Annotated in this window: 18 protein-coding genes and 2 pseudogenes; 9 read left to right on the top strand and 11 right to left on the bottom strand. The window is 59.1% G+C overall.

Annotated elements, in window-relative coordinates; translation table 11 throughout:
* Positions 1-409: 409 nt before the first annotated feature.
* Complete coding sequence (locus BV911_RS09690; protein WP_086053402.1) at positions 410-1,663, bottom strand: glycosyltransferase family 4 protein; 1,254 nt, start codon at positions 1,661-1,663, stop codon at positions 410-412.
* A gap of 301 nt (positions 1,664-1,964) precedes the next feature.
* A pseudogene (locus BV911_RS09685) lies at positions 1,965-3,162 on the bottom strand (IS3 family transposase).
* A 57-nt stretch (positions 3,163-3,219) separates the two neighbouring features.
* On the opposite strand from BV911_RS09685, the pseudogene BV911_RS09680 reads away from it, so the two are divergent.
* A pseudogene (locus BV911_RS09680) lies at positions 3,220-4,106 on the top strand (IS110 family transposase); the annotation flags it as partial.
* Between the two features lie 218 nt (positions 4,107-4,324).
* Here the strand turns inward: BV911_RS09680 and BV911_RS09675 are convergent.
* Complete coding sequence (locus BV911_RS09675) at positions 4,325-5,674, bottom strand: nucleotide sugar dehydrogenase (protein ID WP_086053401.1); 1,350 nt, start codon at positions 5,672-5,674, stop codon at positions 4,325-4,327.
* A 70-nt stretch (positions 5,675-5,744) separates the two neighbouring features.
* Positions 5,745-6,842 carry an NAD(P)-dependent oxidoreductase gene (locus BV911_RS09670; protein ID WP_086053400.1) on the bottom strand — a complete coding sequence of 366 codons (1,098 nt, stop codon included), beginning with the start codon at positions 6,840-6,842 and terminating at the stop codon, positions 5,745-5,747.
* A 153-nt stretch (positions 6,843-6,995) separates the two neighbouring features.
* Between BV911_RS09670 and BV911_RS09665 the strand changes: the two genes are divergently transcribed.
* Genes BV911_RS09665 through BV911_RS09650 form a run of 4 tightly spaced genes read left to right on the top strand, consistent with a single transcriptional unit; the run spans position 6,996 to position 11,754 of the window.
* Entirely contained in the window at positions 6,996-7,952 is a 957-nt protein-coding gene (locus BV911_RS09665; RefSeq protein WP_086053399.1) for an NAD-dependent epimerase/dehydratase family protein, read from the top strand.
* Positions 7,953-7,990: 38 nt separating this feature from the next.
* Entirely contained in the window at positions 7,991-8,770 is a 780-nt protein-coding gene (locus BV911_RS09660) for a class I SAM-dependent methyltransferase (RefSeq protein ID WP_086053398.1), read from the top strand.
* Position 8,771: 1 nt separating this feature from the next.
* Positions 8,772-10,223 (top strand): glycosyltransferase family 39 protein, encoded by a 1,452-nt coding sequence (locus BV911_RS09655; protein ID WP_086053397.1) that lies wholly within the window; start codon positions 8,772-8,774, stop codon positions 10,221-10,223.
* 4 nt (positions 10,224-10,227) lie between these two features.
* The gene (locus BV911_RS09650; RefSeq protein WP_168184028.1) at positions 10,228-11,754 is read left to right on the top strand and encodes a GMC oxidoreductase; all 1,527 of its coding nucleotides are present in this window, start codon (positions 10,228-10,230) and stop codon (positions 11,752-11,754) included.
* A 192-nt stretch (positions 11,755-11,946) separates the two neighbouring features.
* Here BV911_RS09650 and mutY read toward each other — a convergent pair whose 3' ends face one another.
* Entirely contained in the window at positions 11,947-13,002 is a 1,056-nt protein-coding gene (mutY, locus tag BV911_RS09645) for an A/G-specific adenine glycosylase (protein ID WP_086053395.1), read from the bottom strand.
* A gap of 81 nt (positions 13,003-13,083) precedes the next feature.
* Here mutY and BV911_RS09640 point away from each other — a divergent pair, with 81 nt between their 5' ends.
* Together BV911_RS09640 and BV911_RS09635 are read left to right on the top strand one after the other, a co-directional pair.
* The gene (locus BV911_RS09640) at positions 13,084-13,614 is read left to right on the top strand and encodes a DUF721 domain-containing protein (protein WP_086053394.1); all 531 of its coding nucleotides are present in this window, start codon (positions 13,084-13,086) and stop codon (positions 13,612-13,614) included.
* An 11-nt stretch (positions 13,615-13,625) separates the two neighbouring features.
* Complete coding sequence (locus tag BV911_RS09635; RefSeq protein ID WP_086053393.1) at positions 13,626-14,273, top strand: DsbA family protein; 648 nt, start codon at positions 13,626-13,628, stop codon at positions 14,271-14,273.
* A 30-nt stretch (positions 14,274-14,303) separates the two neighbouring features.
* Here the strand turns inward: BV911_RS09635 and lpxK are convergent, their stop codons facing one another.
* The 6 genes from lpxK to BV911_RS09605 all read right to left on the bottom strand — a co-directional run bounded on the left by lpxK (position 14,304) and on the right by BV911_RS09605 (position 20,760).
* Positions 14,304-15,305 carry a tetraacyldisaccharide 4'-kinase gene (gene lpxK / locus BV911_RS09630; protein ID WP_086053412.1) on the bottom strand — a complete coding sequence of 334 codons (1,002 nt, stop codon included), beginning with the start codon at positions 15,303-15,305 and terminating at the stop codon, positions 14,304-14,306.
* A complete protein-coding gene (locus tag BV911_RS09625; RefSeq protein WP_086053392.1) occupies positions 15,305-16,618 on the bottom strand; it encodes a 3-deoxy-D-manno-octulosonic acid transferase in 1,314 nt (437 codons plus the stop codon). Before BV911_RS09625 ends, lpxK begins: the two co-directional genes overlap by 1 nt.
* Positions 16,619-16,629: 11 nt before the next feature.
* Positions 16,630-16,875 (bottom strand): DUF4170 domain-containing protein, encoded by a 246-nt coding sequence (locus BV911_RS09620; protein WP_086053391.1) that lies wholly within the window; start codon positions 16,873-16,875, stop codon positions 16,630-16,632.
* Positions 16,876-17,022: 147 nt separating this feature from the next.
* Positions 17,023-17,808, bottom strand: a complete 786-nt coding sequence (locus BV911_RS09615; RefSeq protein ID WP_086053390.1) for a 3'(2'),5'-bisphosphate nucleotidase CysQ — start codon at positions 17,806-17,808, stop codon at positions 17,023-17,025.
* Positions 17,795-19,141 carry a TldD/PmbA family protein gene (locus BV911_RS09610; RefSeq protein WP_086053389.1) on the bottom strand — a complete coding sequence of 449 codons (1,347 nt, stop codon included), beginning with the start codon at positions 19,139-19,141 and terminating at the stop codon, positions 17,795-17,797. Before BV911_RS09610 ends, BV911_RS09615 begins: the two co-directional genes overlap by 14 nt.
* A 137-nt stretch (positions 19,142-19,278) precedes the next feature.
* Positions 19,279-20,760: a DUF2125 domain-containing protein gene (locus BV911_RS09605; RefSeq protein WP_086053388.1), complete on the bottom strand. Its 1,482-nt coding sequence runs from the start codon at positions 20,758-20,760 to the stop codon at positions 19,279-19,281.
* Between the two features lie 126 nt (positions 20,761-20,886).
* Here BV911_RS09605 and BV911_RS09600 point away from each other — a divergent pair, with 126 nt between their 5' ends.
* Both BV911_RS09600 and BV911_RS09595 read left to right on the top strand, forming a co-directional pair.
* Complete coding sequence (locus tag BV911_RS09600) at positions 20,887-21,642, top strand: SDR family oxidoreductase (protein ID WP_086053387.1); 756 nt, start codon at positions 20,887-20,889, stop codon at positions 21,640-21,642.
* The gene (locus tag BV911_RS09595) at positions 21,639-22,265 is read left to right on the top strand and encodes an enoyl-CoA hydratase/isomerase family protein (protein WP_086053386.1); all 627 of its coding nucleotides are present in this window, start codon (positions 21,639-21,641) and stop codon (positions 22,263-22,265) included. The genes BV911_RS09600 and BV911_RS09595 overlap by 4 nt, the downstream gene beginning before the upstream one ends.
* The last annotated feature ends 93 nt before the right edge of the window (positions 22,266-22,358 follow it).

Here is a 22,358-nt window from a genome sequence, read left to right as displayed (position 1 = left end):
CTTTGACCGCCAAGTCGCTGAGGTTCAGGTGCGCATTGCGATCCTGAACGGCTACACCGCCCTTGGCATCCCTGTCACGACAGCCGTGGGATAAATCCGTCTCGGGAAAGGGGAGAACCGTTCGTCAACTGATTTGTGCATCAGAGTCCATCGAAAGACCGAACCCCAGCGCCGATAATAAATGCGGACGTATCAGCCCGCGGGCCGTCGCAATGCTTCACGGCGAAACTCGTCGGTGTACTTAGTTGCCATCTCTTATCTCCCTCATAGCAAACATTAATCGAAGGAGACCAGACCTAAATTTGGACACGACCAAGTCTCAACATACTCAGATAAACTCTGTCAGCAACTGCTCTGGATTCGAACGGTGACTGCCTTGGTGATTTTGCGGAGCCGCGCCAACTCAAGGCTAAACACGCCCGGCCCCATTCTGAAAACTGCCCGCCTCTAGGGCAGAAGCCAGTGCTCGGTTGCCCTTGCGGTGCGCAGCGCGGGCCAAGGCGTCGCCATAGGCCGTCAAAACTTCGTCCTCGCTCCATCGGGTGAGGAATGCGGCCCGGGCAGCGACCGATTGCAGTGCCCTCAGGTCTGGATTTCGCAGCAAAGCAAACATCGCAGACACGAGTTGGTCTTCAGTATCGAACAACGCGCCAGCGTTGGCGGCTTCCACGATCTCAGGAAACGGGCCGATGCGTCTCGCGATCACGGGTGTGCCGATCCGGAAACTTTCGATCAAGATAATGCCGAAAGTTTCATAGCAGACTGAGGGCACAATCAGCCCGAGCGCACCTCGATAATACGCCGTCAACTCATCAGGATGGAGACGACCTAGGAATTTTATCTGTGGATTGTTCGTGGCTTGTGCTTTTAGCGTTTTTGCATAATCCCCATCTCCAATGACCAGTAAGTCAGCCTCGGGGACCCGGGTCATCGCCGGAATAACATCCTGCAATCCCTTGATTTTCTCCAGACGCCCTACAAACAGAAAATAAGGACGCCCATGACCTTGGTGTGGCCGTACATGATCGACATCGATCTCCGGCAAGAAGTAAGGCAAGACGTCCATTTCGTGGCGCAGGCCGAACTCCCTGTGCTTGGCTTGGCTGAACGTGCTCTTCGCAATTAGAAGATCGATCTTATCCAACTGGCGGTCAAGAAATCCGGTCGTCCGCCAAAGTTGAGGTGGGCGTCGATAACTCAGCGCGCAACGAAAACACTCGCGACGCTCGCATAGTTCCCGCCCATATCGCCACAGGACATGGGTCGGGCAAACGAGCCAATGTTCATGTGCTTCATAGACCCGAAGACCAGTTCCATAATCGATTAGGCCCGGCCCGCCGATCAAAGAGATATTATTATGCCAAACAATGTCATAAGTAGACTGCTTTACAATCTCCTTCAAACGGGCGGCATGGTTAACGGGTCGTCCAATTTGCTGAGTCATAAGAATGGATAAGGGACCGGTGCGACTGCGCAAACCAATCGTTCGAATCTGATCAGACGACCTGGTTTCTGCCGGAAGCTGTCCCCCAAGGCTTAGAAAGGCAGTTTCATCATGAACGACCGTCACCTCGTGCCCGCGAGCGCATAGCGCTTGTGCCATCCGTCGGATTCCAACGGCATCGCCACCAAACGAGTATGGGGGGTAAAAGGTCGTGAACATTATAATACGCAAGGATTTCAAGAGCTGACTCCTGTATATTGCAACACGACAATACCCCTCCGCGAAAGTACCACCAAGGTTCGCCCACTTTGAACCTATGAGCAGTCATGAATTCAGACAAAGATTTAAAAAGTATTGCCCCGCAGACGCGGTGTTTCGGAAATGTGACTCCGGCAGAAATTTCTCTTTCTCCTGAAACAAAATTATCCCGCTGTCATGGTGACGGGTATTCCTACGGCTGTGAGCCCGTTCAGCACAGTCGCACGAACCTGAACTGACCTGCCCCCCGTTCGTCCCTCAGTCATAACGAGAGTCCTTGGGTTTGATCGTCGTCGATTTCGGGTGTGGCAAGCGCGCCGGGCGCGGAGCCGTCAAATTGCTCAAGCGCTCGGCGCGCTTCGGACGGGGTCTTGTTGCCGAGCGATGAGTGGGGCCTGACATTGTTGTAATCGTAGCGCCAGAGCGCCAGGATCCTGCGGGCGTCAGCCAAGGAATCGAAGATTTCCGCGTTGAGGCATTCGTCCCGCAGACTGCCATTGAAAGTGAGACGGGAACAGGAAAGGCCCCAGTGGGGCGTTTCCCCCGGCGTAAAATGTAGGCGTTTTGCTACGGCTTGCCCGGGTCGATGTAATGCCATTCGACCTTGTTGTCGTTCGCCCATTTCAAGATCGCTTTGCTTGTGAACTCCGTTCCGTTGTCAGAAACTATACAGGCCGGTTTTCCATAGATCCGGACCAGAGCATCCAACTCACGTGCGACCCTAGCACCGGAGATGCTGGTGTCAGGAACCAAGCATAGGTTTTTGCGGCAACAATTGTCATTGACCGCCAGGATGCGGAACTTCCGGCAAGCCCCGAAGGTGTCAGAAAGAAAGTCCAGCGACCAACGCTGGTTCGGCCGAGACGGCACTGGCATTGGTGTGCGACTGCCTCGCGCCCGTTTCCGGCCTCTATGGCGGCGCACTGACAGGCCCTCTTCCCGGTAAATCCGGTAAAGCTTCTTTTCGTTCATGATCATGCCCACGCGCTCCAGCAGAACGCCAATACGCCGGTAGCCGAACCGGCGCCGCTTTTCAGCAATCTTGTTCATTTCGAGACGGATCTCCGCGTTGTCGGGCGGCCTCTCGCGCCGCACGGTCTTCGGATCGACACCGATCAAGACGCAGACCCGGCGTTGAGAGATCGGATGATCCCGCATGGCCCGCAGCACTGCATCCCGCCGTTGCATCGGTGTCGTCAGGGCTTTCCCAAGAGATCCTTCAGAACCACATTGTCCAGCATGACATCTGCCACCAAGCGCTTCAGCTTCGCGTTCTCATCCTCAAGCTGCTTCAGCCGCTTGGCATCGGACAGGTCCATCCCGCCATACTTGGCTTTCAGTTTGTAGAACGTCGCAGGGCTCAGGCCGTGCTTCCGACACAGCTCCGCCGTCGGCAAACCAGCCTCCTGCTCTTTGATCATCCCGATAATCTGCGCTTCGGTGAAACGGCTTTTCCTCATGTCGTCTGCTCCTTCAGGGTTGGGCAGACTCTACATTAGACTGAGGGATTTCGCGGGGGGCAGGTCAGCGCCCTTGGCCTTGTGGCTGGCCCCTTTTCACAGTGGCTGCATCGTGGGCTGACAGATGTCGGGCTGGATCTGTTCTGATGGAAACACGGCAGGTGAAGGGTGCCTTGAAGGCCATGCCCATCAAGACTGATCGCAGGGATGCAGAAGGTATTGCACGTCTGCTCCATCTCGGGTGGTTCCGTCCCGTCCACTGCAAGTCGGTCTCAGCTCAGGAGGTTCGCGCCATTCTGAGCGCTCGCAAGGTAATCCAACAGAACATGATCGCGCTGGAGATGTCACTGCGGGGGCTCTTGCGGAATTTTAGTTTGAAGGTCGGGGCGATCTCCCGAGGAAGATTCGGGCACCGCATTCGGGAACTCGTTGAGGGCAATGCCATGCTCGAGACGGCGACAATTCCCATGCTGCGTGCCAGGGCGTCGCTGCGCCAAGAACTGGCAAGCCTCGAAAAACTGGTTCGGCAGATGGCTCAAGACGACCCGGTCTGCGTGCGACTGATGACGATGCCAGGGGTTGGCGCAGTTGTAGCCCTGACTTATCGGTCTGCGGTCGACGACCCTGCGCGCTTCACCTCTTCGAAGAATGTTGGCCCCTGGGTCGGCCTGACACCGTCACGCAACCAATCTGGCGAGCGCGATGTCTCAGGCGGCATAACCAAGGCAGGTGACGTGAACCTGAGGCGCGCGTTGTTTCAGGCCGCAACGGTCATGATGAACCGCGGTCGAGGGACATGGCTAAGAAGCTGGGGCGCTCAGGTTGTAAAACGTCTGGGCCGGAAAAGGGCCATGGTATCGTTGGCACGCCGGTTCTCAGTTATCCTGAACTGCATGTGGGTCGACGGCACGATATTCCGAATGGAGGCCGCGCCGACGACCTGATCCGCAGCCCGTTGCCTGCCTGACCGTAGGCCCTCGAGGTCTCGCAGGGACGTGGTTCCGATGATGTCGTGCTCAGGACCGTTGCTGGCATCCGTCAAGCACGCTTATGAGATGGCCGCATCGGAATTGCATTGAACCAGCATCATGTTGGCAGCCAGGCGCTGACCACGGACCGAAGCATGTGCCCAAAGGACCTCATTGCCGTGTCGTGAAAGTCGTTATATTTTCACAAGTCTGATTCCATCAACGACAATTCCACGTTTATGGAACACATTTCGCGTATCAAAAATTAAGTGAGAAAATTGTGCCACCAAGGAGTAATCGACCATGCTATGATCCGTCGTTACAATGACAGAATCATATTCCCTGAGGGCGCACTCCGTCAATGGGATCGAACGGCGCCCAGACAAAGATGGGTGATCACGTGTCTTGGGGATTACAGGGAAATAGGGATCATGGTAATCGCAGATTGCGCCCATTGCCTCTAAGCGATCGAGAATTGCCAAGGCTGGACTTTCCCTAGTGTCTTCAATGTCGCGTTTGTAAGATATTCCCAGCACAAGAAGATTCGCGCCCTGGATCGGCACCGCCGAGCGCGCCAGTAAATCGGATGCGATCCGTCCCGCAAGCGCATCTGGCGCGGCATCGTTGCTGAAACGCGCTAAGTCTATTATTGGAACAGATGCGCCAACATCGCGTGCGCGCCAAGACATATAGACAGGTGATACCGGGATGCAGTCCCCGCCGATACCTGGCCCGGGATAGAACGGCATATATCCGAAGGGTTTCGTCGCGGCAGCTTCAATCACTTCCCAAACGTCGATCCCCATCGCGCCGAGTGCGACTTTTAATTCATTCACCAGAGCGATATTAACGGTCCGAAAGCTGTTCTCAACAAGTTTGACTGCCTCAGCCGTTGCACAGGAACTGACCGGCACTGCCTGACTGACAATTTGAGAGTAGAATGCGTCCAGCAGGTCCCGGCTATGCGCATCATCCGCACCAATAATTTTCGGGATGTTGCGGGTTGTGTGTGTCTCATTTCCCGGGTCTTCTCGCTCCGGGGAAAACCCGAGAAAAAAATCCTTGCCCGCCAAGAGGCCCCTTTGTTCTAGAATCGGTTTAACGACCTCGGCTGTTGCGCCGGGCCAGACGGTACTTTCCACGACAATCAATTGTCCTGGTTTAATCCACGCTGCCACATATTCGGCGGCCTTGATCACATAGCTTAAGTCCGGTTCTCGCGTCGGCGACAGGGGTGATGGAACGCAAATCAGCACGATGTTCGCATGCGAAATCTCTGACGGGTCACTCGTCGCGGTAAATCCACCTGATGCAATAGCGTCGCTGATCCGAGATTCCGAAAAATATGAAATCACTCTTTGGCCGGAGTTTATCTTAGAGACTCGACTTTTGTTTATATCTAAACCAATGACGGGAAAGCCAGTTTCTGATATCGTCAAAGCAAGTGGCAAGCCGACGTAGCCCAAGCCAATTGTCAAAATACGGGCTGAGCGCTGTTGGATTTTTTGCTTTAAATCGCTGCACAGTGAAAAATCTGCGTTCATCAATGTTACCCGTCTGTTGCATAGGCTCGCAAGCCGATTTCATACATCCGCATTATGAATCGTATAGTGATTAAGAACTTCGAAAATTTCTTGATTGGTGATCATTGTAGTAATTCGAAATTGAAGAGATCCCATCTTTCAGATGGAAATTTGGAGTGAACCTTAATCTCTCACGCGCCAACTGAATCGAAACTTGCGGATTTCCCGTGTAAAGTTCCAACCTCTCGCGATCTGGTAGGGTCGGACTCTGTCCTGCCAGCCTCGTGCGAACGAGACCGACAAACGCTTCAAACCGCGATTGGCCGAACACTTTCCGCAGACGCGCACTAAACTTCTCAGCCAAGCCGGGACCAGTGTGAGACGTGTTTCTGGTGCCTCCCAACGCATCAGATACTTGGTTGAACGGCGTCGAAATCACGTCTCCCGTCCCGATCATGGCGGCATAGGCGCGGTAAAAGTCCCGCCAGGTTAAGGTGTCAGGCCCGCTGATCACGAACCGCTCTGGCCGATCGGTCACCATAATGGCGGACTGCAGTGCCGCCTGAACCACATCGTCCACATAGACGGCAGGACAGAGTCCAACCGGATCTGGCAATACGAGACCACCGCACCGGAGGGCTAACAGCGGCGCATCGGTCCATAGGGTGCTGCCTGGGCCGTAAACGATAGTTGGCTGTAAAATCGCCACAGCAAGGCCGGATTGCATCAATCGATGTTCCATGGCAATTTTAGCTTGCCGATACATCCCGCCACCGGCGCTACCGATAGGACTGGTTTCGTCGATCGTGCCGCTCGGCCACCGATCATAGACCACGACCGAACTTGCATGAATGACTTGCGTTATTCCCGCTTGTCGGGCTGCCGCCATGACACAATCGAAAACCTCGATATTCTCATGTGCTGGGGCTCGGACATCATAGGCGAAATGGAACAACGTTTTGCATCCCGCCATTGCCTTCAGGAGCCCTGCTTGGTCTGTCAGAGAGCAAAGCACGACCCGTGCTCCGAGGGATTCAAGTTCCACGCGGCGATGTTTCGTTCGCACCAACACCGTGACAATCGCGCCGGACTGACAAAGTCCGGCGGTCAACTGACGCCCAATAAAACCCGACGCACCGGTCACGATAACATGTCGCCCTGACAGTTCGGGCTCGCAATATCGATCCATGATTCCCTGTCCATTCCACACGAAAATAACAAAGATTTCGCAGGTAAAGCAGAACTATCTAAATTAATTATCTGACTCCATTCGTCAATTCTTGAAAGATCATGTTAACATATAGAGCTTAAGGATCTCCAAGTATTCATTTGTGAGGCTGGCATGAAGTGTCTTATTACCGGCGGTGCGGGTTTCATCGGTTCTCATTTAGCAGAGCGACTGATTTATGACGGCCACGCCGTGACCGTTCTGGATGACTTGTCGACAGGGAAGAGGTCCAACCTCGACGCGATCGCCTCCGCCACCGAATTTCAGTTCATTGAAGGCAGCGTACTGGATGCCGACTTGGTGGAACAATTGGTGCAGCGTGCAGAGGTCGTATTCCACCTTGCGGCAGCGGTTGGCGTCAAACTTATAATGGAGGAGCCGAGTAAATCTTTGCGCACCAACATCACCGGTACCGAAAATGTGCTCAATGCTGCATTGCCTGGAAAGACGTTGACTTTGGTGGCATCGACTTCGGAAGTTTACGGAAAGGCGGCGAAATTTCCGTTTAATGAAGATGATGATCTAATTCTTGGCGCGACGCGGAACCATCGCTGGTCCTATGCTTGCGCGAAGATGCTTGATGAGTTTTTGGCTCTCGCGCATGCACGTGACAGCAGCTTGCCGGTGATCATTCTCAGGTTTTTCAACACCACCGGGCCGCGCCAGACAGGGCGTTATGGCATGGTGGTCCCGCGCTTCGTTCAAAGCGCGTTAGATGGTGAGCCGTTGACCGTTCACGGAACCGGTGAACAGACTCGTTGCTTCGGTCATGTATTTGATGTCGTAGAAGCTCTTGTCCGCTTAATGTCCACGCCAGAGGCTCACGGTAAAGTTTTCAATATTGGAAACGATCAGGAAATCTCAATTCGTGCACTGGCCGACTATATTATATCTGAAACACAATCTTCATCCAATATCCAGATTATCCCCTATCAGGACGTATATCCAGACGGATTTGAAGACATGATGCGCCGAGTTCCCGATATCTCCAAGCTTGAACAGACCATCGGATTTCGGCCGCGTCGAACATTAAAACATATCGTGGCAGACTTGATGGCCGAAAAGAAATAGTAGCTGTCGGTCGACAGGGTCGGGAAAGTAGACATGTCATGACACCCCGTGCTTTTCTAGAAAAGCTACTGCGCGATACTGCCACGGTTGTATTGCCGCTCAATCTACGACGGTGGATCCGGCAGCAGCAACGTCTGCACAAACTCCAATCTGTCCCGGTCGGCTCCGTTGACTTCGGCGGATTGCGGCGGGTGTCGCCCATCAGCGCTGTTTTTGGGCAGGATCGTGATCTTCTGACCATCGAACGCTATTACATCGAAGACTTTCTTGCACGTCACGCAAGCGACATCAAAGGACGGGCACTTGAGATGGGCGATCCGGCCTATACACGCAAGTTCGGCGGAGATCGGGTTATGCGAGAGGATGTTCTGAGTTATGTGGATGGCAATCCTCTGGCGACGATTGTCGCGGATCTGACTGATGCGCCGCATATCCCTGACAACAGTTTCGATTGCATCATCATCACCCAAACGCTTCAGATGATATTTGAAGTGGATAAGGCGATTGCCACGCTTCATCGTATCCTGAAACCGGGCGGAGTGGTCCTGTGTACGTCGCATGGTATGACCCGCGTTGCCCGGCGGGAAGGCATCGATGACTGGGGCGAATACTGGCATTTCACCACACAATCTAAACGACGGCTTTTTCGTGCTGCTTTCCCGTTAGAAAACGTTGAAGTGACCTCGGTGGGCAACGTTTTTTCCTGCATCTGCAATTTGCATGGTCTCGGTGCGTCGGAAATCGCCCCTGAGGAGTTGTCGATGCATGATCCGAATTTCGAGATGCTGGTGCTCGTGCGCGCAGTGAAGGGTTCATAGCGTGCCTTCAGCACCGCCAACCACACGCGACTACGCCATTCTAGCGATCATCCTGATCGGTGCATTATGTCTTCGTCTTATCGGGCTGAACGGCCCGCTTTGGTATGATGAAATTCTCACCTTGGACAGTCACATACGGATGCCTTGGCCGGATATGATGCAGTCCTATTCGATGAACCACCACTATTTGCACAACCTGCAAGCAAAGCTCAGCCTCGATCTGTTTGGAGACGACAACTGGTCCCTGCGCTTGCCGGCGCTGGTTTTCGGTGTGGGCTCTATCGCGGCGGTCTGGAGGCTGGCAAATGATGTCGTCGGCAACCGGATTGCACATCTGGTAGCGGTACTTTTAGCCTTGTCCTATCATCATATCTGGTTCTCACAGAACGCGCGGGGCTACACCGAATTGGCGTTCTGGGGCACGGTTGGCACGATCCTGTTTCTGCGCGGTTTGAAGCAGCCGGCCGTGGGAGTCTGGCTGGCCTATGCGATCACTCTCGTCCTTGCAACGTTCACGCATCTCACCGGTCTGATCCTCTTTGCGGCTCATGGTTTGATCTGGCTCCTTGCCGTCGCTGTTTCGATTTGGGGTGGTTCGTTCAGGCGCAGCATGATCACATTCCCGGCCCTTGGGTATCTGGTGGGTGGCGTCTTGACGGTCTTAATTTATTTGCCGGTCTTGCCCAGCATGTTGCAAACCTTGGACAATGTCGCTGAAACCTCAGCGGTCGACGTTATGGAGGAATATCAAAATCCGATCTGGACGTTAGCAGAGGCCATTCGAACAGCGATCGGCTCCTCGAGTTTTTTGGTTGCCGGAACCGCCGTTGGTGTCGTGCTGTCTGCGGTTGCAGGGGGGCTGGCAACCCGGCGGTCTGTCCCTTGGTTTGGCCTTTTAGTTCTCGTACATATCGGATTAACCCTTGGCACCTTACTCGCGCTGAATATGCGGGTGTGGCCGCGCTTCTTTTTTGTCGATATCGGATTTTTGTTAATCTTGATCGTCGTGGGCCTTCGATCAATCTGCCACATCATTGTCGTCCAGCGACCGGCGTTGGCGCGGCGGTTGTTTCTTGGTGCAGCAACCGCGATGATTGTTTTATCGGGCAGTCTGGCGCTGCGCAACTTCACCGCTCCGAAGCAAGATCTGGCCGGTGCTTTTTCATATGTTGAAAGTAGGCGCAGTCCTGGTGAGAGGGTGTATGGTGTCGGTCCCGCCGGGCACGTGTTCAACGATCATTTCGGGGCCGATTGGCAAATAATTGAAACAGAAAACGGCTATGCTGACGCGATGGCAGGAGCGGGTCCGTTATGGGTGGTCGTGGCATTTCCTCAGCGCATGTTCCGGGGGCTCCCCCAAATGGAACTCGACCGCCACCGGGACTTAGCCGTGATGCACGAATTTCCCGGAACTCTTGGCGATGGCTGGGTTTTGGTTTTGTACCGGAGTTAGGGGGGTGGATCTGGTTCTCGGTTCCGGCCCTTCCGGTGTCGCGGTGGCGACTGCGCTGCTTGCCAGGGGCCGGGCTGTTACAATGTTGGACTGCGGCGCGCGGTTGCCTCACAACGCAACGCATCAACGCGATGTTCTGGCTCAGTACGCGCCTCTGGATTGGGAACCATCTTGGATCGCCGCCTATCAGAAGCCGCAATTCTTTGGAGCTGCAGGTCATGTCCGACGTTTCGGATCCGATTTCGCTATGGAGCCGGAAAAGGCTACGTTTTCAGAAGGCGGCGATCCGATTGGTCTTCGCGCATCCAGGGCGGCTGGCGGCCTTTCGAATTTGTGGGGGGCTGCAATGTTACCCTCTCGACACAGCGATATTAGCGATTGGCCGATCAGTTCTGTGGCCCTTGCGCCGCACTACCGGTCCATTTCAGACATTGTGCCGATGTCAGGAACGTCGGACGCATTGGCGCGCCTATTTCCGTCTGTGGATATGACCGGGATAGGGCAAATTCCACCAACCACTCAGGCCGAAACGTTGCTGCGACGTCTCAGTCGCCATCGTGATTGGATGGAACGGCAGGGGACGACAGTTGGCGCGGCGCGCCAAGCGGTTGAAACAGGCTGCCAGCGCTGTGGCATGTGCCTGCACGGATGCCCGTGGGGCCATATCTATACGTCGTGCCAGACACTTGAACGCCTGAAGCAAACCCCCGGATTTGCCTATCGATCAGGTCCTGCGGTCGCGGCCATTTCTGAAACGTTGCAGGGTGTAAATGTATTTCTTTCCACAGGCGAAAGCATCTCCGGAACCCGAGTGTTCGTCGCCACTGGTGTGTTGGAAACGGCGCGCATTATTCTTGCATCAGAGTTCGGAAATTTCCGGGAACTGACCCTGAAGGATAGCCAGAACGCGTTCCTGCCGATGCTGACCCGGTGGCGTGCGGACCGTCGACCGGATCACCCCCCATGTACCACCTTGCCTCAAGTATTTTTGGAGCTGGAAGGGACTGTCCCGTCGAAGCGGTCGGTCCACGCTCAAATTTACACATGGAACGAATTTTATGCACGAGACTTGACTGCCAATTATGGAGCGTACCTGCCTGCGGCCTTCCTACAGCACCTGTCCCTGCGTCTTCTCGTTGCTCAGATATTTCTTCATTCAGATCACTCTGGCCGAATCCACCTTTCCCGCACGCGGGAGGGACGGTTGCTGGCCAGGGTATCACCGGCGAAAGAGACACCGTTTTTTCTAAAGAGTGCCGCCTCGCGTATTGCGAAGGTCATGTCGAAAGCGGGCATCTCAGCGCTGACTTTCGCACGTCGCGACGGAGCACCGGGATCAAGCTTCCATGTCGGTGGGTCCCTCCCGATGGATACTTCCCCAAATCACCAACAAACAGACACACTTGGCCGTCCTCACGGTTTGGAACGTGTCCATGTGGTGGACGCCTCGGTCCTTCCGAGCATTCCGGCGACCACGATCACGTTGACTGTCATGGCGAACGCACACCGCATCGGATCACTTGCACCCTAAATCGTCGCCGCCGCCTGCCACTTCCTAACCCATCGTCGTGACGCTTCCTCTACCTTGGGTAAGTGATGAAGTTTTCGGGGACGTCGCGGATGAGAGACTATTGTGACCGTCATTTTTATAAACGGAGGCATAGGTGGCCGTTTCGGTGCCAATGGGGCGACAAATTATATGGCGATTGGAGGTAGGTCAGGTCTATGGGCTGTCGGCTTGGGAAAGAGTAAAGGCTTTTCGCATAACCGTCGGGAGGTCCGAAGGATTGAACCTTTCGTCGGGAATGAATGTGCCGCGCATTGGTCGTGCGTTCACCGCGACATCGGCAATGCGGACCGCCAGATGAAGTTGGAAATGGGTGAACACGTGGCGGACCTGCGTGGATACTTCCGTCCAATCGGCGTCGATCGGGGGGCAGTCCGGGGGCGTCGATTCGGACCAGTTTGTGCCGGGCCAACCCAGCATGCCGCCGAGTAACCCTGTTTGAGGGCGTTGCTCTAGCAGCCAGGCGCCGTCTGATCTTCGGACGATATAGACGGTTCCGACACGCAGGGGTTTAGATGGCTTTCTGATTTTTTTCGGAAGATCGACAGCCGTGTTTCGGGCGCGTCCGAGGCAGGCCTCGGACCATGGGCAAAGCCCACAAGACGGTGAGCGCGGGGTGCAGACAGTCGCCCCAAGATCCATGACGGCCTGCGCATAGTCGCCGGGCCGTTGCGTGGGGGTGAGAGATCCAGCAAGAGCCGTCAGCTCGCCTTTGGCTTTCGGCAACGGCGTGTGGATATCGAAAACCCGCGCCATGACCCGTTCGACATTGCCGTCCACGACGGTGGCGGGCAGATCGAAGGCAATCGATGCGATTGCGGATGCCGTGTAAGGACCAATGCCGGGCAGGGTCAGCAACAGGTCTCGATCTGCGGGAAAAACCCCGTCGAAGCTCTGCACAACCTGCCGTGCACATTTCAGCAAATTCCGTGCTCGGGCGTAATACCCAAGGCCGGCCCAAGCGGCCATGACAACAGAATCATCGGCGGCTGCCAGCGCATGGACGGTGGGCCATGTGGCCGTAAATCGCTCGAAGTAGCCTTTGACGGCTGGCACGGTGGTCTGTTGCAGCATGATCTCCGACAGCCAGACTCGATAGGCATCAGGCTGTATGCCCTGCGTCCGGGCTGCGGGTGGGGTGCGCCACGGCAAAAGCCGGGCATGGCGATCGTACCACGCCAAAAGGGTGAGGGGGTCGGGGCTTTCACGCAAGCGTTATGATCCTTTTTGCATCTGCCTCTGGCCTTGGCTGACCACTCCGATAGGATGCGGCAAGTAGTCAGGTAGGATGACATGGCAGACCGGCCATCATATCACCAGCAAAAGCCGAGGCGCGGCAAGGGATTTACCCAAGCCAGCGGCCTTGTCCAATCGCAGATTCGCAAGGCAAGCGAAGGGCGTGGCTTCGCTGTGACCCGGCTTCTGACCCATTGGGAAGAAGTGGTGGGGCAGGACATAGCCGCGATTTGTCTGCCGGTGAAGATCGGCTATGGCCGTGGGGGCTTGGGGGCGACCCTGACGGTGCTTGCCCGAGGCGCGGCCGGCCCGATGCTGCAGCCACAACTTCCGCGTATTCGTGACCGGGTCAATGCGTGCTATGGCTACAATGCCGTTGCCCGAATTACCGTTACACAAACCGCGCCAACCGGTTTCAGCGAAGGCCAAAGCCCGTTCCGGGCAGCACCGACACCGGTGCGCGCCGCCCAGCCGGATCCGACTGTATTGGCCGTTGCCGAAACGGCGACAAATGACATAGCAGACCCTGAACTGCGCGCTGCCCTTGCGGGGCTCGGGTCGCGCATTCTCACTCGATCAAAGACCTAAGGAGCCTTTCCATGATTCGCACGTTTTTCGCCGTTGGCTTACTCGGAGCCGCATTTGTGGTTGGGGCAGCTGGATTGGCGCCGGCACAATGGGGCGGCAGCGCTGCCGCTCAGACCGCCGAGCCTGCAACCAAGTCCGTCGCTGAGATGAGCCTTGGCGATCCAGACGCGCCGGTAACGATCATCGAATATGCGTCCTTCACCTGCCCACATTGTGCGAATTTCCACGATACAGTTTTCAAGGAACTGAAGAAAAACTACATTGATACCGGCAAGGTCCATTTTATTCATCGCGAAGTCTTTTTTGACCGCTACGGGCTTTGGGCCAGCATGGTCGCCCGCTGTGGCGGTGAAGATCGGTATTTCGGAATCGCCGATATGGTCTACGACACCCAGAAGGCGTGGACGGCAGGCGGCGACCCTGCAACCATCGTTGGCAATCTGCGCCGGATCGGCCTTACGGCGGGCCTGAGTGACGAGCAGTTGGATGTGTGTCTAGGCGATGCGGATACCGCCCAGTCGCTGGTGGCGTGGTATCAGGAAAATGCCGAAGCGGATAACGTGACCTCGACTCCCTCATTCTTCGTGAATGGCGAGGCGTATAGCAACATGTCCTACGCCGATTTCTCTAAAGTTATTGACGAAGACCTGGCCAAGTAAGTCACGGATGATAGACAGCCTGGGTCGCGACTAGACGCGACTCAGGATCGGCTGCAAGGCCGCGTCAACCTTGCTCCAGTCTGGTAGGGTCAGGCGCACGGGAACCGTCAAAACCCGCTGACGATAGGCGTCGGGAAGTCGGACAGCATCCTTTTCCGTGGTCACAAGTTGCAAGCCGACTGCTTTGGCCTCTGCCTCCATCCGGTGCAGCAACGCGATCGGCAGCGATTGGTGATCTGATAGCGGAACGGCCCGGACCACTTCGGCACCGAGATCACGAAGGGTCTGAAAAAACTTTTCAGGCGTTCCGATTCCGGCGAAAGCCAAGACCCGTAATTTGTCCCAGTCCATCCCAGTTTGCAGCGGGGTCAGACGGGCCGAGACCTGGGGGCACGCGATCATCGACCCCCACATGGTCTGAAAGAGGTTCTGCTCGGCGTCGTTGCCGATGCTCAGCACCAGATCCGCCCGGGCCAGACCAACTGCCACAGGTTCGCGCAAGGGACCGGCGGGCAACACGCGGCCATTGCCAAAGCCCCGCGCCGCATCCACCACGACGATGGACAGATCCTTTGAGACATGAGGATTCTGAAACCCGTCATCCAGCAAGATAATCTGGGCACCGTCCGCCTCCGCTGCGACGACACCCTGCGCCCGGTCCCGCGCGACCCAAACCGGCGCAAAGGCCGATAAAAGGATCGGTTCATCGCCGACATCGCCCGCGCTGTGATGCTTGGGCTCAACCCGAACCGGCCCTGTAAGGCTGCCGCCGTACCCCCGGGTTACTACGGTCGCGGTAAAGCCTGACGCGGCCAGATGCTGAATTATGGCAATGACCGTCGGGGTCTTTCCGGTGCCGCCCGCATTCAAATTCCCCACGCAGATCACCGGGATGCCAGCCCGGTGGGGGGCAGTGGCTTTGGCAATCCGACGGGCAGTTGCCGCAGCATAGAGTGCAGAGAAGGGCGATAACAGCCGCGCTGCGCCGCCCGGAGCGGTTGGCAGATTATGCCAAAATGCCGGGGGTTTGATCACCGGGTGGCCCCAATCGACGTTGCGGGACGGCGGGGGGCAGGAAGATATTGCTGGATCAGGGCGAGGGCCTTGTCGGTCGCATCAGCCCCGCTGGAGCTGACTTCCCAAGCGGCGTAAGCCATGGGCGCCCGCTTGTCTGGTTGCATCATTTCAGTAACCGCATGCGCGAGCGCCTTTGCCCCGGCAACCGGCAAGGCCGCGCCAGCAAGGTCGAGGCGGTCATAGATATCGGCAAAATTTTGCACATGCGGGCCGTGCAAAATAGCCGACCCTAGGGCCGCTGGTTCAAACGGATTGTGGCCGCCGATATCGACCAACGATCCGCCGACAAAGCTGACCGGTGCCAGCCGATACCACAGCCCAAGTTCGCCCATGGTATCCGCAAGATAAATCTGCGTGTCCTCAGAGGGAATTTCTTGCTTGGACCGTTGCGCCACGACCATGCCGCGCTTGCGCAGCATGTCAGCCAATTCAGTGCCGCGCTCCGCGTGTCTTGGCGCGAGAATTAAAAGCAGCCGCAGGCTCGCTTGACGTGCAAGATCATGAGCCTCGGCAACGATGTCTTCCTCTCCCGGATGGGTCGAGGTTGCCGCCCAGACCATGCGGGTCGCCAAGCATTTGGTCAGGCGCACCCGTTCGGCTTCGTCGCAGGGCGGCGGCGGCGTCCCCTCTTTCAGCGATCCGGTCACAGTGATCCGATCGGCGGCAACCCCAAGGCTGCGCAGAAATGCGGCCGAGGCATCATCTTGCGCCTGAACCGCCCGGAATGTGCCCAGAAGCGCCTTCGAGGCATTGCCGAGCCAGCGCCAGCGTTTCACGCTATTGGCCGACATCCGCGCGTTGAGCAGCAGCAAAGGGGTGCCGCGCGCATCGGTTTCCAAAATCAGGCTGGGCCAGAATTCGCTTTCTGTCCAGACCGCTAGGTCGGGTTGCCAATGATCCAGAAAGCGGCGCACATAGTCGCGAACGTCGATAGGAACGAATTGGTGCAGACAGCGATCCGGTAGGCGTGCTGCCAAAATTGAGGCCGAGGTGACGGTCCCGGTTGTGATCAGGAAATGCAGGTTGTTGTCGGATTCGCTGAGGCGTTTGATGACTTCGAGTAACGAGAGGGACTCGCCGACAGAGGCGGCGTGGAACCAGATCAGCGGGCCATCGGGGCGCGGCAGAGACGGCTCGCCCCGGCGTTCACCGATGCGTAGAGGGTCTTCTTTGCCAGCGGCCAGACGGGTTTCAAGCAGTCGTCGGCCCCGCCGCTCGGCGCGCGATGAAAACGCAAGATAGGCGGACAGGGCCAGCGAACGGGGCATGATGGCGGGTCTTAAAGGCCAAGTTCGGCGGTGGGTGACGCCGCCACGGCTTCATCGGTAAGTCTGTGAATATGCGCGATAAAGTAGCGAACTTGTGCATCGTCCACGGTGGCTTGGGCGGCGGATTTCCACGCCGCATAGGCGCTGGCATAGTCCGGAAACATGCCTACGATGTCGAGCTTATCCATGTCCTTGAACGTGGTGGACGACGGATCGGTAAGCTCGCCGCCGAAGACGAGATGTAGGCGCTGGACCATGGGGGCCTCCGTTATGCCGCAGTTGCAGCACATCGTAGGGGCTTGGCGACCGGGGCGCAAGAAGCCGTGCAAATTGGCTGTCGGAATAACGTCGGACTTTCGTCGGACATTTATCGGACCGCCGGCGGGAAATAGCCCGGCCCCGGCTTAGCGATGCCGCGCGATCAGCCCGGCGTGAAGGTCTGGTCCTGCCGCCACCACTCCGGCGCTGAGCGGCGCGGGCTGGTTGAAGCTAAGCGGGCCTGCGGTGCGGTTGGTGACGGTGGCGCCCGCCTCTTGGGCGATCAGGCTTCCGGCGGCAATGTCCCATTCCCACGTGTCCCGAAAGGTGACCATAGCGTCGAAGCGGCCTTCGCCGATCAGGGCCAGACGATAGGCCAGCGACGAGCGGAAGTGGCGTTTGATCTGCGGCGGCCCGCCGGGCCAATAGCGCGGTTCCATCGACCATTTGTTGGCCAGCAGGGTGGCCCCGACGGGATCAGCGCGCCGCGATGCCCGCAGCGGCACCCCGTTAAGATGCGCGCCGCCGCCAAGGGCCGCAGTGTAAAGCCGGTCCTTGAGCGGCAAGTAGACGACGGCAGCGGTGATCTGGCCATCCCGCGCCACGGCGAGAGAGTGGGACCATGTCTCATCGCCCTCGACAAAGGCACGGGTGCCGTCGATTGGATCAACGATGAATACGTGGGAACGGGTGAGGCGGTCGGGGGTATCGGGCGTTTCCTCGCTCAGCCAGCCATAGTCGGGCCGGGCGGCGCGCAAAGTCTGGTTCAGCATGGCATCGACGGCCAGATCGGCCTCGGTGACCGGGCCGGCCTGATCAGGTTTGTCCCAGACCTGAGCATCGCCGTGATAGAACGGCGTGGCGAGGCGACCCGCGGCCAGGGCGGCGGTGGTCAAAAGCGCAAGGTCGGCGGTTGCCTCAGGCTCCGGCAAGGGTCATGCCTTCGACCAGCAAGGATGGGATCGGGCGGGCCAGATGGGCGCGGGCATCGTTGGCCGGGATGATCCGCAGCAGCATGTCGCGCAGGTTTCCGGCAATGGTGCATTCGTTGACCGGGTAGACCGGGACGCCGTTTTCGATCCAGAGGCCAGACGCCCCGCGCGAATAATCGCCGGTATTGGGGTTGATGGTGGAGCCGATCATCGAGGTGACCAACAGGCCGGTGCCCATGTCGCGCATCAGGTCCGCAGGGCTGGCCGTGCCGAGGGTCAGCGCGACATTGCCCGCCGAAGGGCTGGGCGGTGAGGCGGTGCCCCGGCTGCCATTGCCGGTGCTGGACAGGCCCAGCTTGCGGGCGCTTGCCAGATCCAGCACCCACGAGGTCAGAACCCCGTCTTCGACCAAGGCGCGGCGGGTGGTGGGTAGGCCTTCGCCGTCGAATGGCCGGGAACCGGCGATGCGGGGACGGTGCGGGTCTTCGATCAGATCAAGGCCGCGCGGCAGGATTTGCTGGTTCATCGCATCGCGCAAGAACGACGCGCCGCGGGAAATGGCGATGCCGTTGATGGCCCCCAGCAGGTGGCCGATCAGGCTGGATGCGATGCGTTCGTCGAACAGGACCGGATAGGTCCCGGTCTTGGGTTGGCGGGCGCCGGCGCGGGCGAGGGTGCGTTCGGCGGCGATACGGCCGATGTCTTCGGGGCTGATCAGGTCGGATTGATAGCTGCGGGAATCGCCGAAATAGTCCCGCTCCATCCCGGTGCCCTCGCCAGTGATGGCGACGCAGGACAGCGATCTGCCGGTGCGGGAATATCCGCCGGAAAAGCCGGTGGAGGTTGCCAGATGAATGGCGCGGCGGCTGTAGCTGGCATGGGCGGCTTCGACCTTGGAAATGCCGGTCTGGGCCAAGGCGGCAGCTTCGGCCCGGTGCGCATCGTCTTGCAGGGCGGCGGCGTCCGGTTCGGGGGCCGGGTCATCAAGGTCCAGCGCCGCCAGATCCCAAGAGGTGGCCAGTTGCGCCGGATCGGCCAGCCCGATGGCCGGATCGGCGGGCGCTTCGCGGGCCATGGCCACGGCCCGCTCGGCCATTGCGGTCAGGGTGCTGGGGTTCACGTCGGAAGATGAAACGCAGGCCTGCCGCTGCCCGATCAGCACCCTTAGGCCAATGTCGATGCCTTCGGACCGTTCGGCCTGTTCCAGTGCGCCCTCCCGCACCCCGATCTCCAGTGACGTGCCTTGGACGGCGATGGCGTCGGCGGCATCGGCCCCGGCCGCGCGGGCGGCGGTCAGCAGAGCATCGGTGAGGCGGTCAAGTGGTTGGGACATGGGTGGAGCCTTTCGTACAGACAGACGATTTCCAGCCCGAGCGGGTTAGCCCGGCGCCGGTTCGGGCGCAAGTCATGTCCGGCGTTGGCACCGGCCCGACGATGCAGGCCGGGCCCTTGCGCCGTGGGGCGATCAGCTTAGCGCACCGTGGTTCCGTTGATCGACATGCCGCCGTCGGGCTCCGTCACGATGGTTGAGGTCAAGCTGTCGCCGTCGCCCGGAACCGCGAACATCGACAGCATCATCTGCGCCCCCAGCGCCTGTTGGGCGGTAACCAGCCCGGCTTCGGTGAGGCGCTGCAGCAGAGTGATGCCGCCGGTCAGCACCAGATCCAGACTGCCGACCGGCTGGACCAGACCCGCCATGCCGTAGGCTGGCCCGTTCGGGAAGGTGAAGGCACCATTGGCGTTCAGATCGGTTTCGGCGAAGCGGACCGACAGATCGTTCAGCCGCAGGGCATCGGGGTAGGTTTCGACCGGTTGCGTCGGATCGGCGGGAAGCGCCAGATCGGCTTCCAGTTCGAGAGCGACTTGGCCCGGGTCGCGCGGCAATGCTTGGCTGGGGTCCAGCAGCGACCAGACCTGCTCATCCAAGGCGATATCGGTCAGCTTGGCCGACAGGCGGGCGGTGGCCGACGGGCTTGATGCGCTGGTGGGCAGCGACAGGCCCAGCTTGGCAGCGGCCATGGACAGGGCCAGCGGCCCCGCGGGCATGCGATCACTGGAAAGGGTCGCGGTAAGCTTGGTTGCGGCCAGGTCATAGGCGGCGCGATCATCGGCGATGTCGATGGTCAGGTGGCCCGGCCCCTGACTGGTCAGGGCTTGGAAGGTACCGGCATGGCCACCGGTTTGACTGAGGCTGGATTGCGCCGCGCTACTGGTGATCCGGGCCGACAGGGTGGGTTGGCGCGCGGCCGAATCGGAGCCGGGCAGCATCGTGACATCGGCGGCGACCTTGGACAGGGCCGAGGTCATGGAGGCCCGCTGGCCGCTGGTCGGATCGGTGGCGTCGACCGCAAGGGTCATGGCCGACGCGGTCAGTTCGGTTCGGATCGGGGTCTGCGCGTCCGCATCCGGCGTTCCGTTCGGAGCTGGAGTCTGATGGGTCAGGGTGCCCTGAAGGTCACTGACGCCCAGCACGAATTTTCCCGGAACGGTGGTGCCATTTTCCTCAAGCCGTTGCAGGTTGACCGAGAAATTCCGCGCCGACAGGTCATAATTGGGCGTGGTCAGATCGCCCGAGGCCAGTAAGGTCAGATCACCGGCTGTCAGGGCGAAGACCGCGGTGGTTTCGGTGGCGTCGGCGGCCAGCGTATCGACGGTCAGGGTCTGGCCGCCCGGCACCACCACCCGCACGCCGGTGGCCGTGTTGGTCAGGCGAACCGTGTCCAGGGTCGTGGTGACGGTGGTGCCATCGGTGGTTTCAACCAGAACCAGCTTCGACAGGTCGAGACCGTCTTTGCGGGCGGCTTGGGACTGCACCGACAGGGCCTGATCCTGATCGGCGGCTAGGCGCTGCCATTCGGTCCACAACTCGGTGGCGGTGAAATCAGCCAGGGCTGGCCCTGCCATCAGACCGACGGCCACAGACAGAGCGGCGGAACGGGCAAACGGGGTCATAGTGAGGTCCTTCTTCGGGGGCGGCTGGGAAAGGCCAGCGGTCGCGCATTGCAGTTTTTCGGGCGCTGAGTCACAGTCCCGAAGTTGCCTCGACGGTGACCGAACTACACGCAGGAGGGAAGAGCCATGCGCGATCTTTCACAAAAATCTGTTCTGATTACTGGCGCGAGCCGGGGCATTGGTGCGGAAACCGCCCGCGCCTTCGCGGCGGCGGGCGCCCGGGTTGCCTTGCTGGCGCGCAGCCGCGAGGCCATAGCCGATCTGGCCGGGGAAATCGGCGATCAGGCGCTGGCCATTCCGTGCGACGTCTCGCGCTATTGGGAAGTGGCCGCGGCGGTGGATGCCACGGTGGATGCCTTTGGCGGGCTGGATATTGTGGTGAACAATGCCGGGGTGATTGACCCGATTGCGCCACTGGTGACCTCGGATCCGGCGGACTGGGCTAAGGTCATGGAGATCAACGTCAACGGAGTCTATCACGGCATGCGCGCGGCCATGCCGGTGATGCTGGAAGCGGGCGGCGGCACGATCCTGACGGTGTCGTCGGGGGCAGCGACCCATGCGCTGGAGGGTTGGAGCCATTACTGCGCCTCGAAAGCTGCGGTGGCGATGTTGACCCGCTGTGCTGATCTGGAAGGGCGGTCTGGCGGGCTGCGGGCGATTGGTTTGTCTCCGGGCACCGTGGCCACCGATATGCAGGTCCAGATCAAGGCCAGCGGACTGAACCCGGTCAGCCGGTTGACGGCGTCAGACCATATTCCGCCCGATTGGCCGGCCAAGGCGTTGGTCTGGCTGGCGACCGCCGAGGCCGATGATCTGATCGGCACCGAAGTGTCGTTGCGCGACCCGGCCATTCGGCGCCGGATCGGGCTGATCCCGTGATCGACGTTCAGCGGACGGGCGGGCTGTGGACCCTGACGCTGAACCGGCCCGACAAGGCCAATTCTCTGACCCGTCCGATGCTGGAGACACTGGCGGGGCTGGCGGAAGAGGCGCAGGGCGCGGCCAAGGTTCTGGTCCTGACCGGGACCGGAACTGTGTTCAGCGCCGGTGCCGATCTGACAGAGGCCCGGGCCGGTTTGGCGACCGACCCGGTCTGGGAGCGGCTGTCAGATGCGCTGGCGGCATTGCCGTGCCTGACCATTGCGGCGCTGAATGGCACGCTGGCAGGGGGTGCGGTCGGCATGGCGCTGGCCTGTGATTTGCGGGTGGCGGTGCCCGCCACCACGGTGTTTTATCCGGTGATGCGGCTGGGGTTTCTGCCGCAGCCATCGGATCCTGCGCGGTTGGTGCGGTTGGTGGGACCGGCGCGGGCCAAGCTGATTCTGATGGCCGGTGCGCGAGTGACCGCAGCGGAGGCGCTGGCCATGGGGTTGATTGACCAGATTGCCCCGGCGGATGGCCTGACCGAGACGGTGGCCCGCTTGGCGGCCCCGGCCCTTGCTGCGGATCCGGCGCTGATTGCGGCGATCAAGGCGATGACGGCAACCGAATTGAGGCGCTGACGCGCCACGCCTGTTCACCCCACCCGTGCCTGCGGCCCGCGCGGGGCCCGTGGGCCCGGTGGAGAGCGGGTGCCTTTCCCATCCGGCGGGGGG

This window comes from Pseudoruegeria sp. SK021, assembly GCF_002119405.1.
Taxonomy (GTDB): domain Bacteria; phylum Pseudomonadota; class Alphaproteobacteria; order Rhodobacterales; family Rhodobacteraceae; genus Meridianimarinicoccus.
This window is presented reverse-complemented; position numbering and strand designations above follow the sequence as displayed.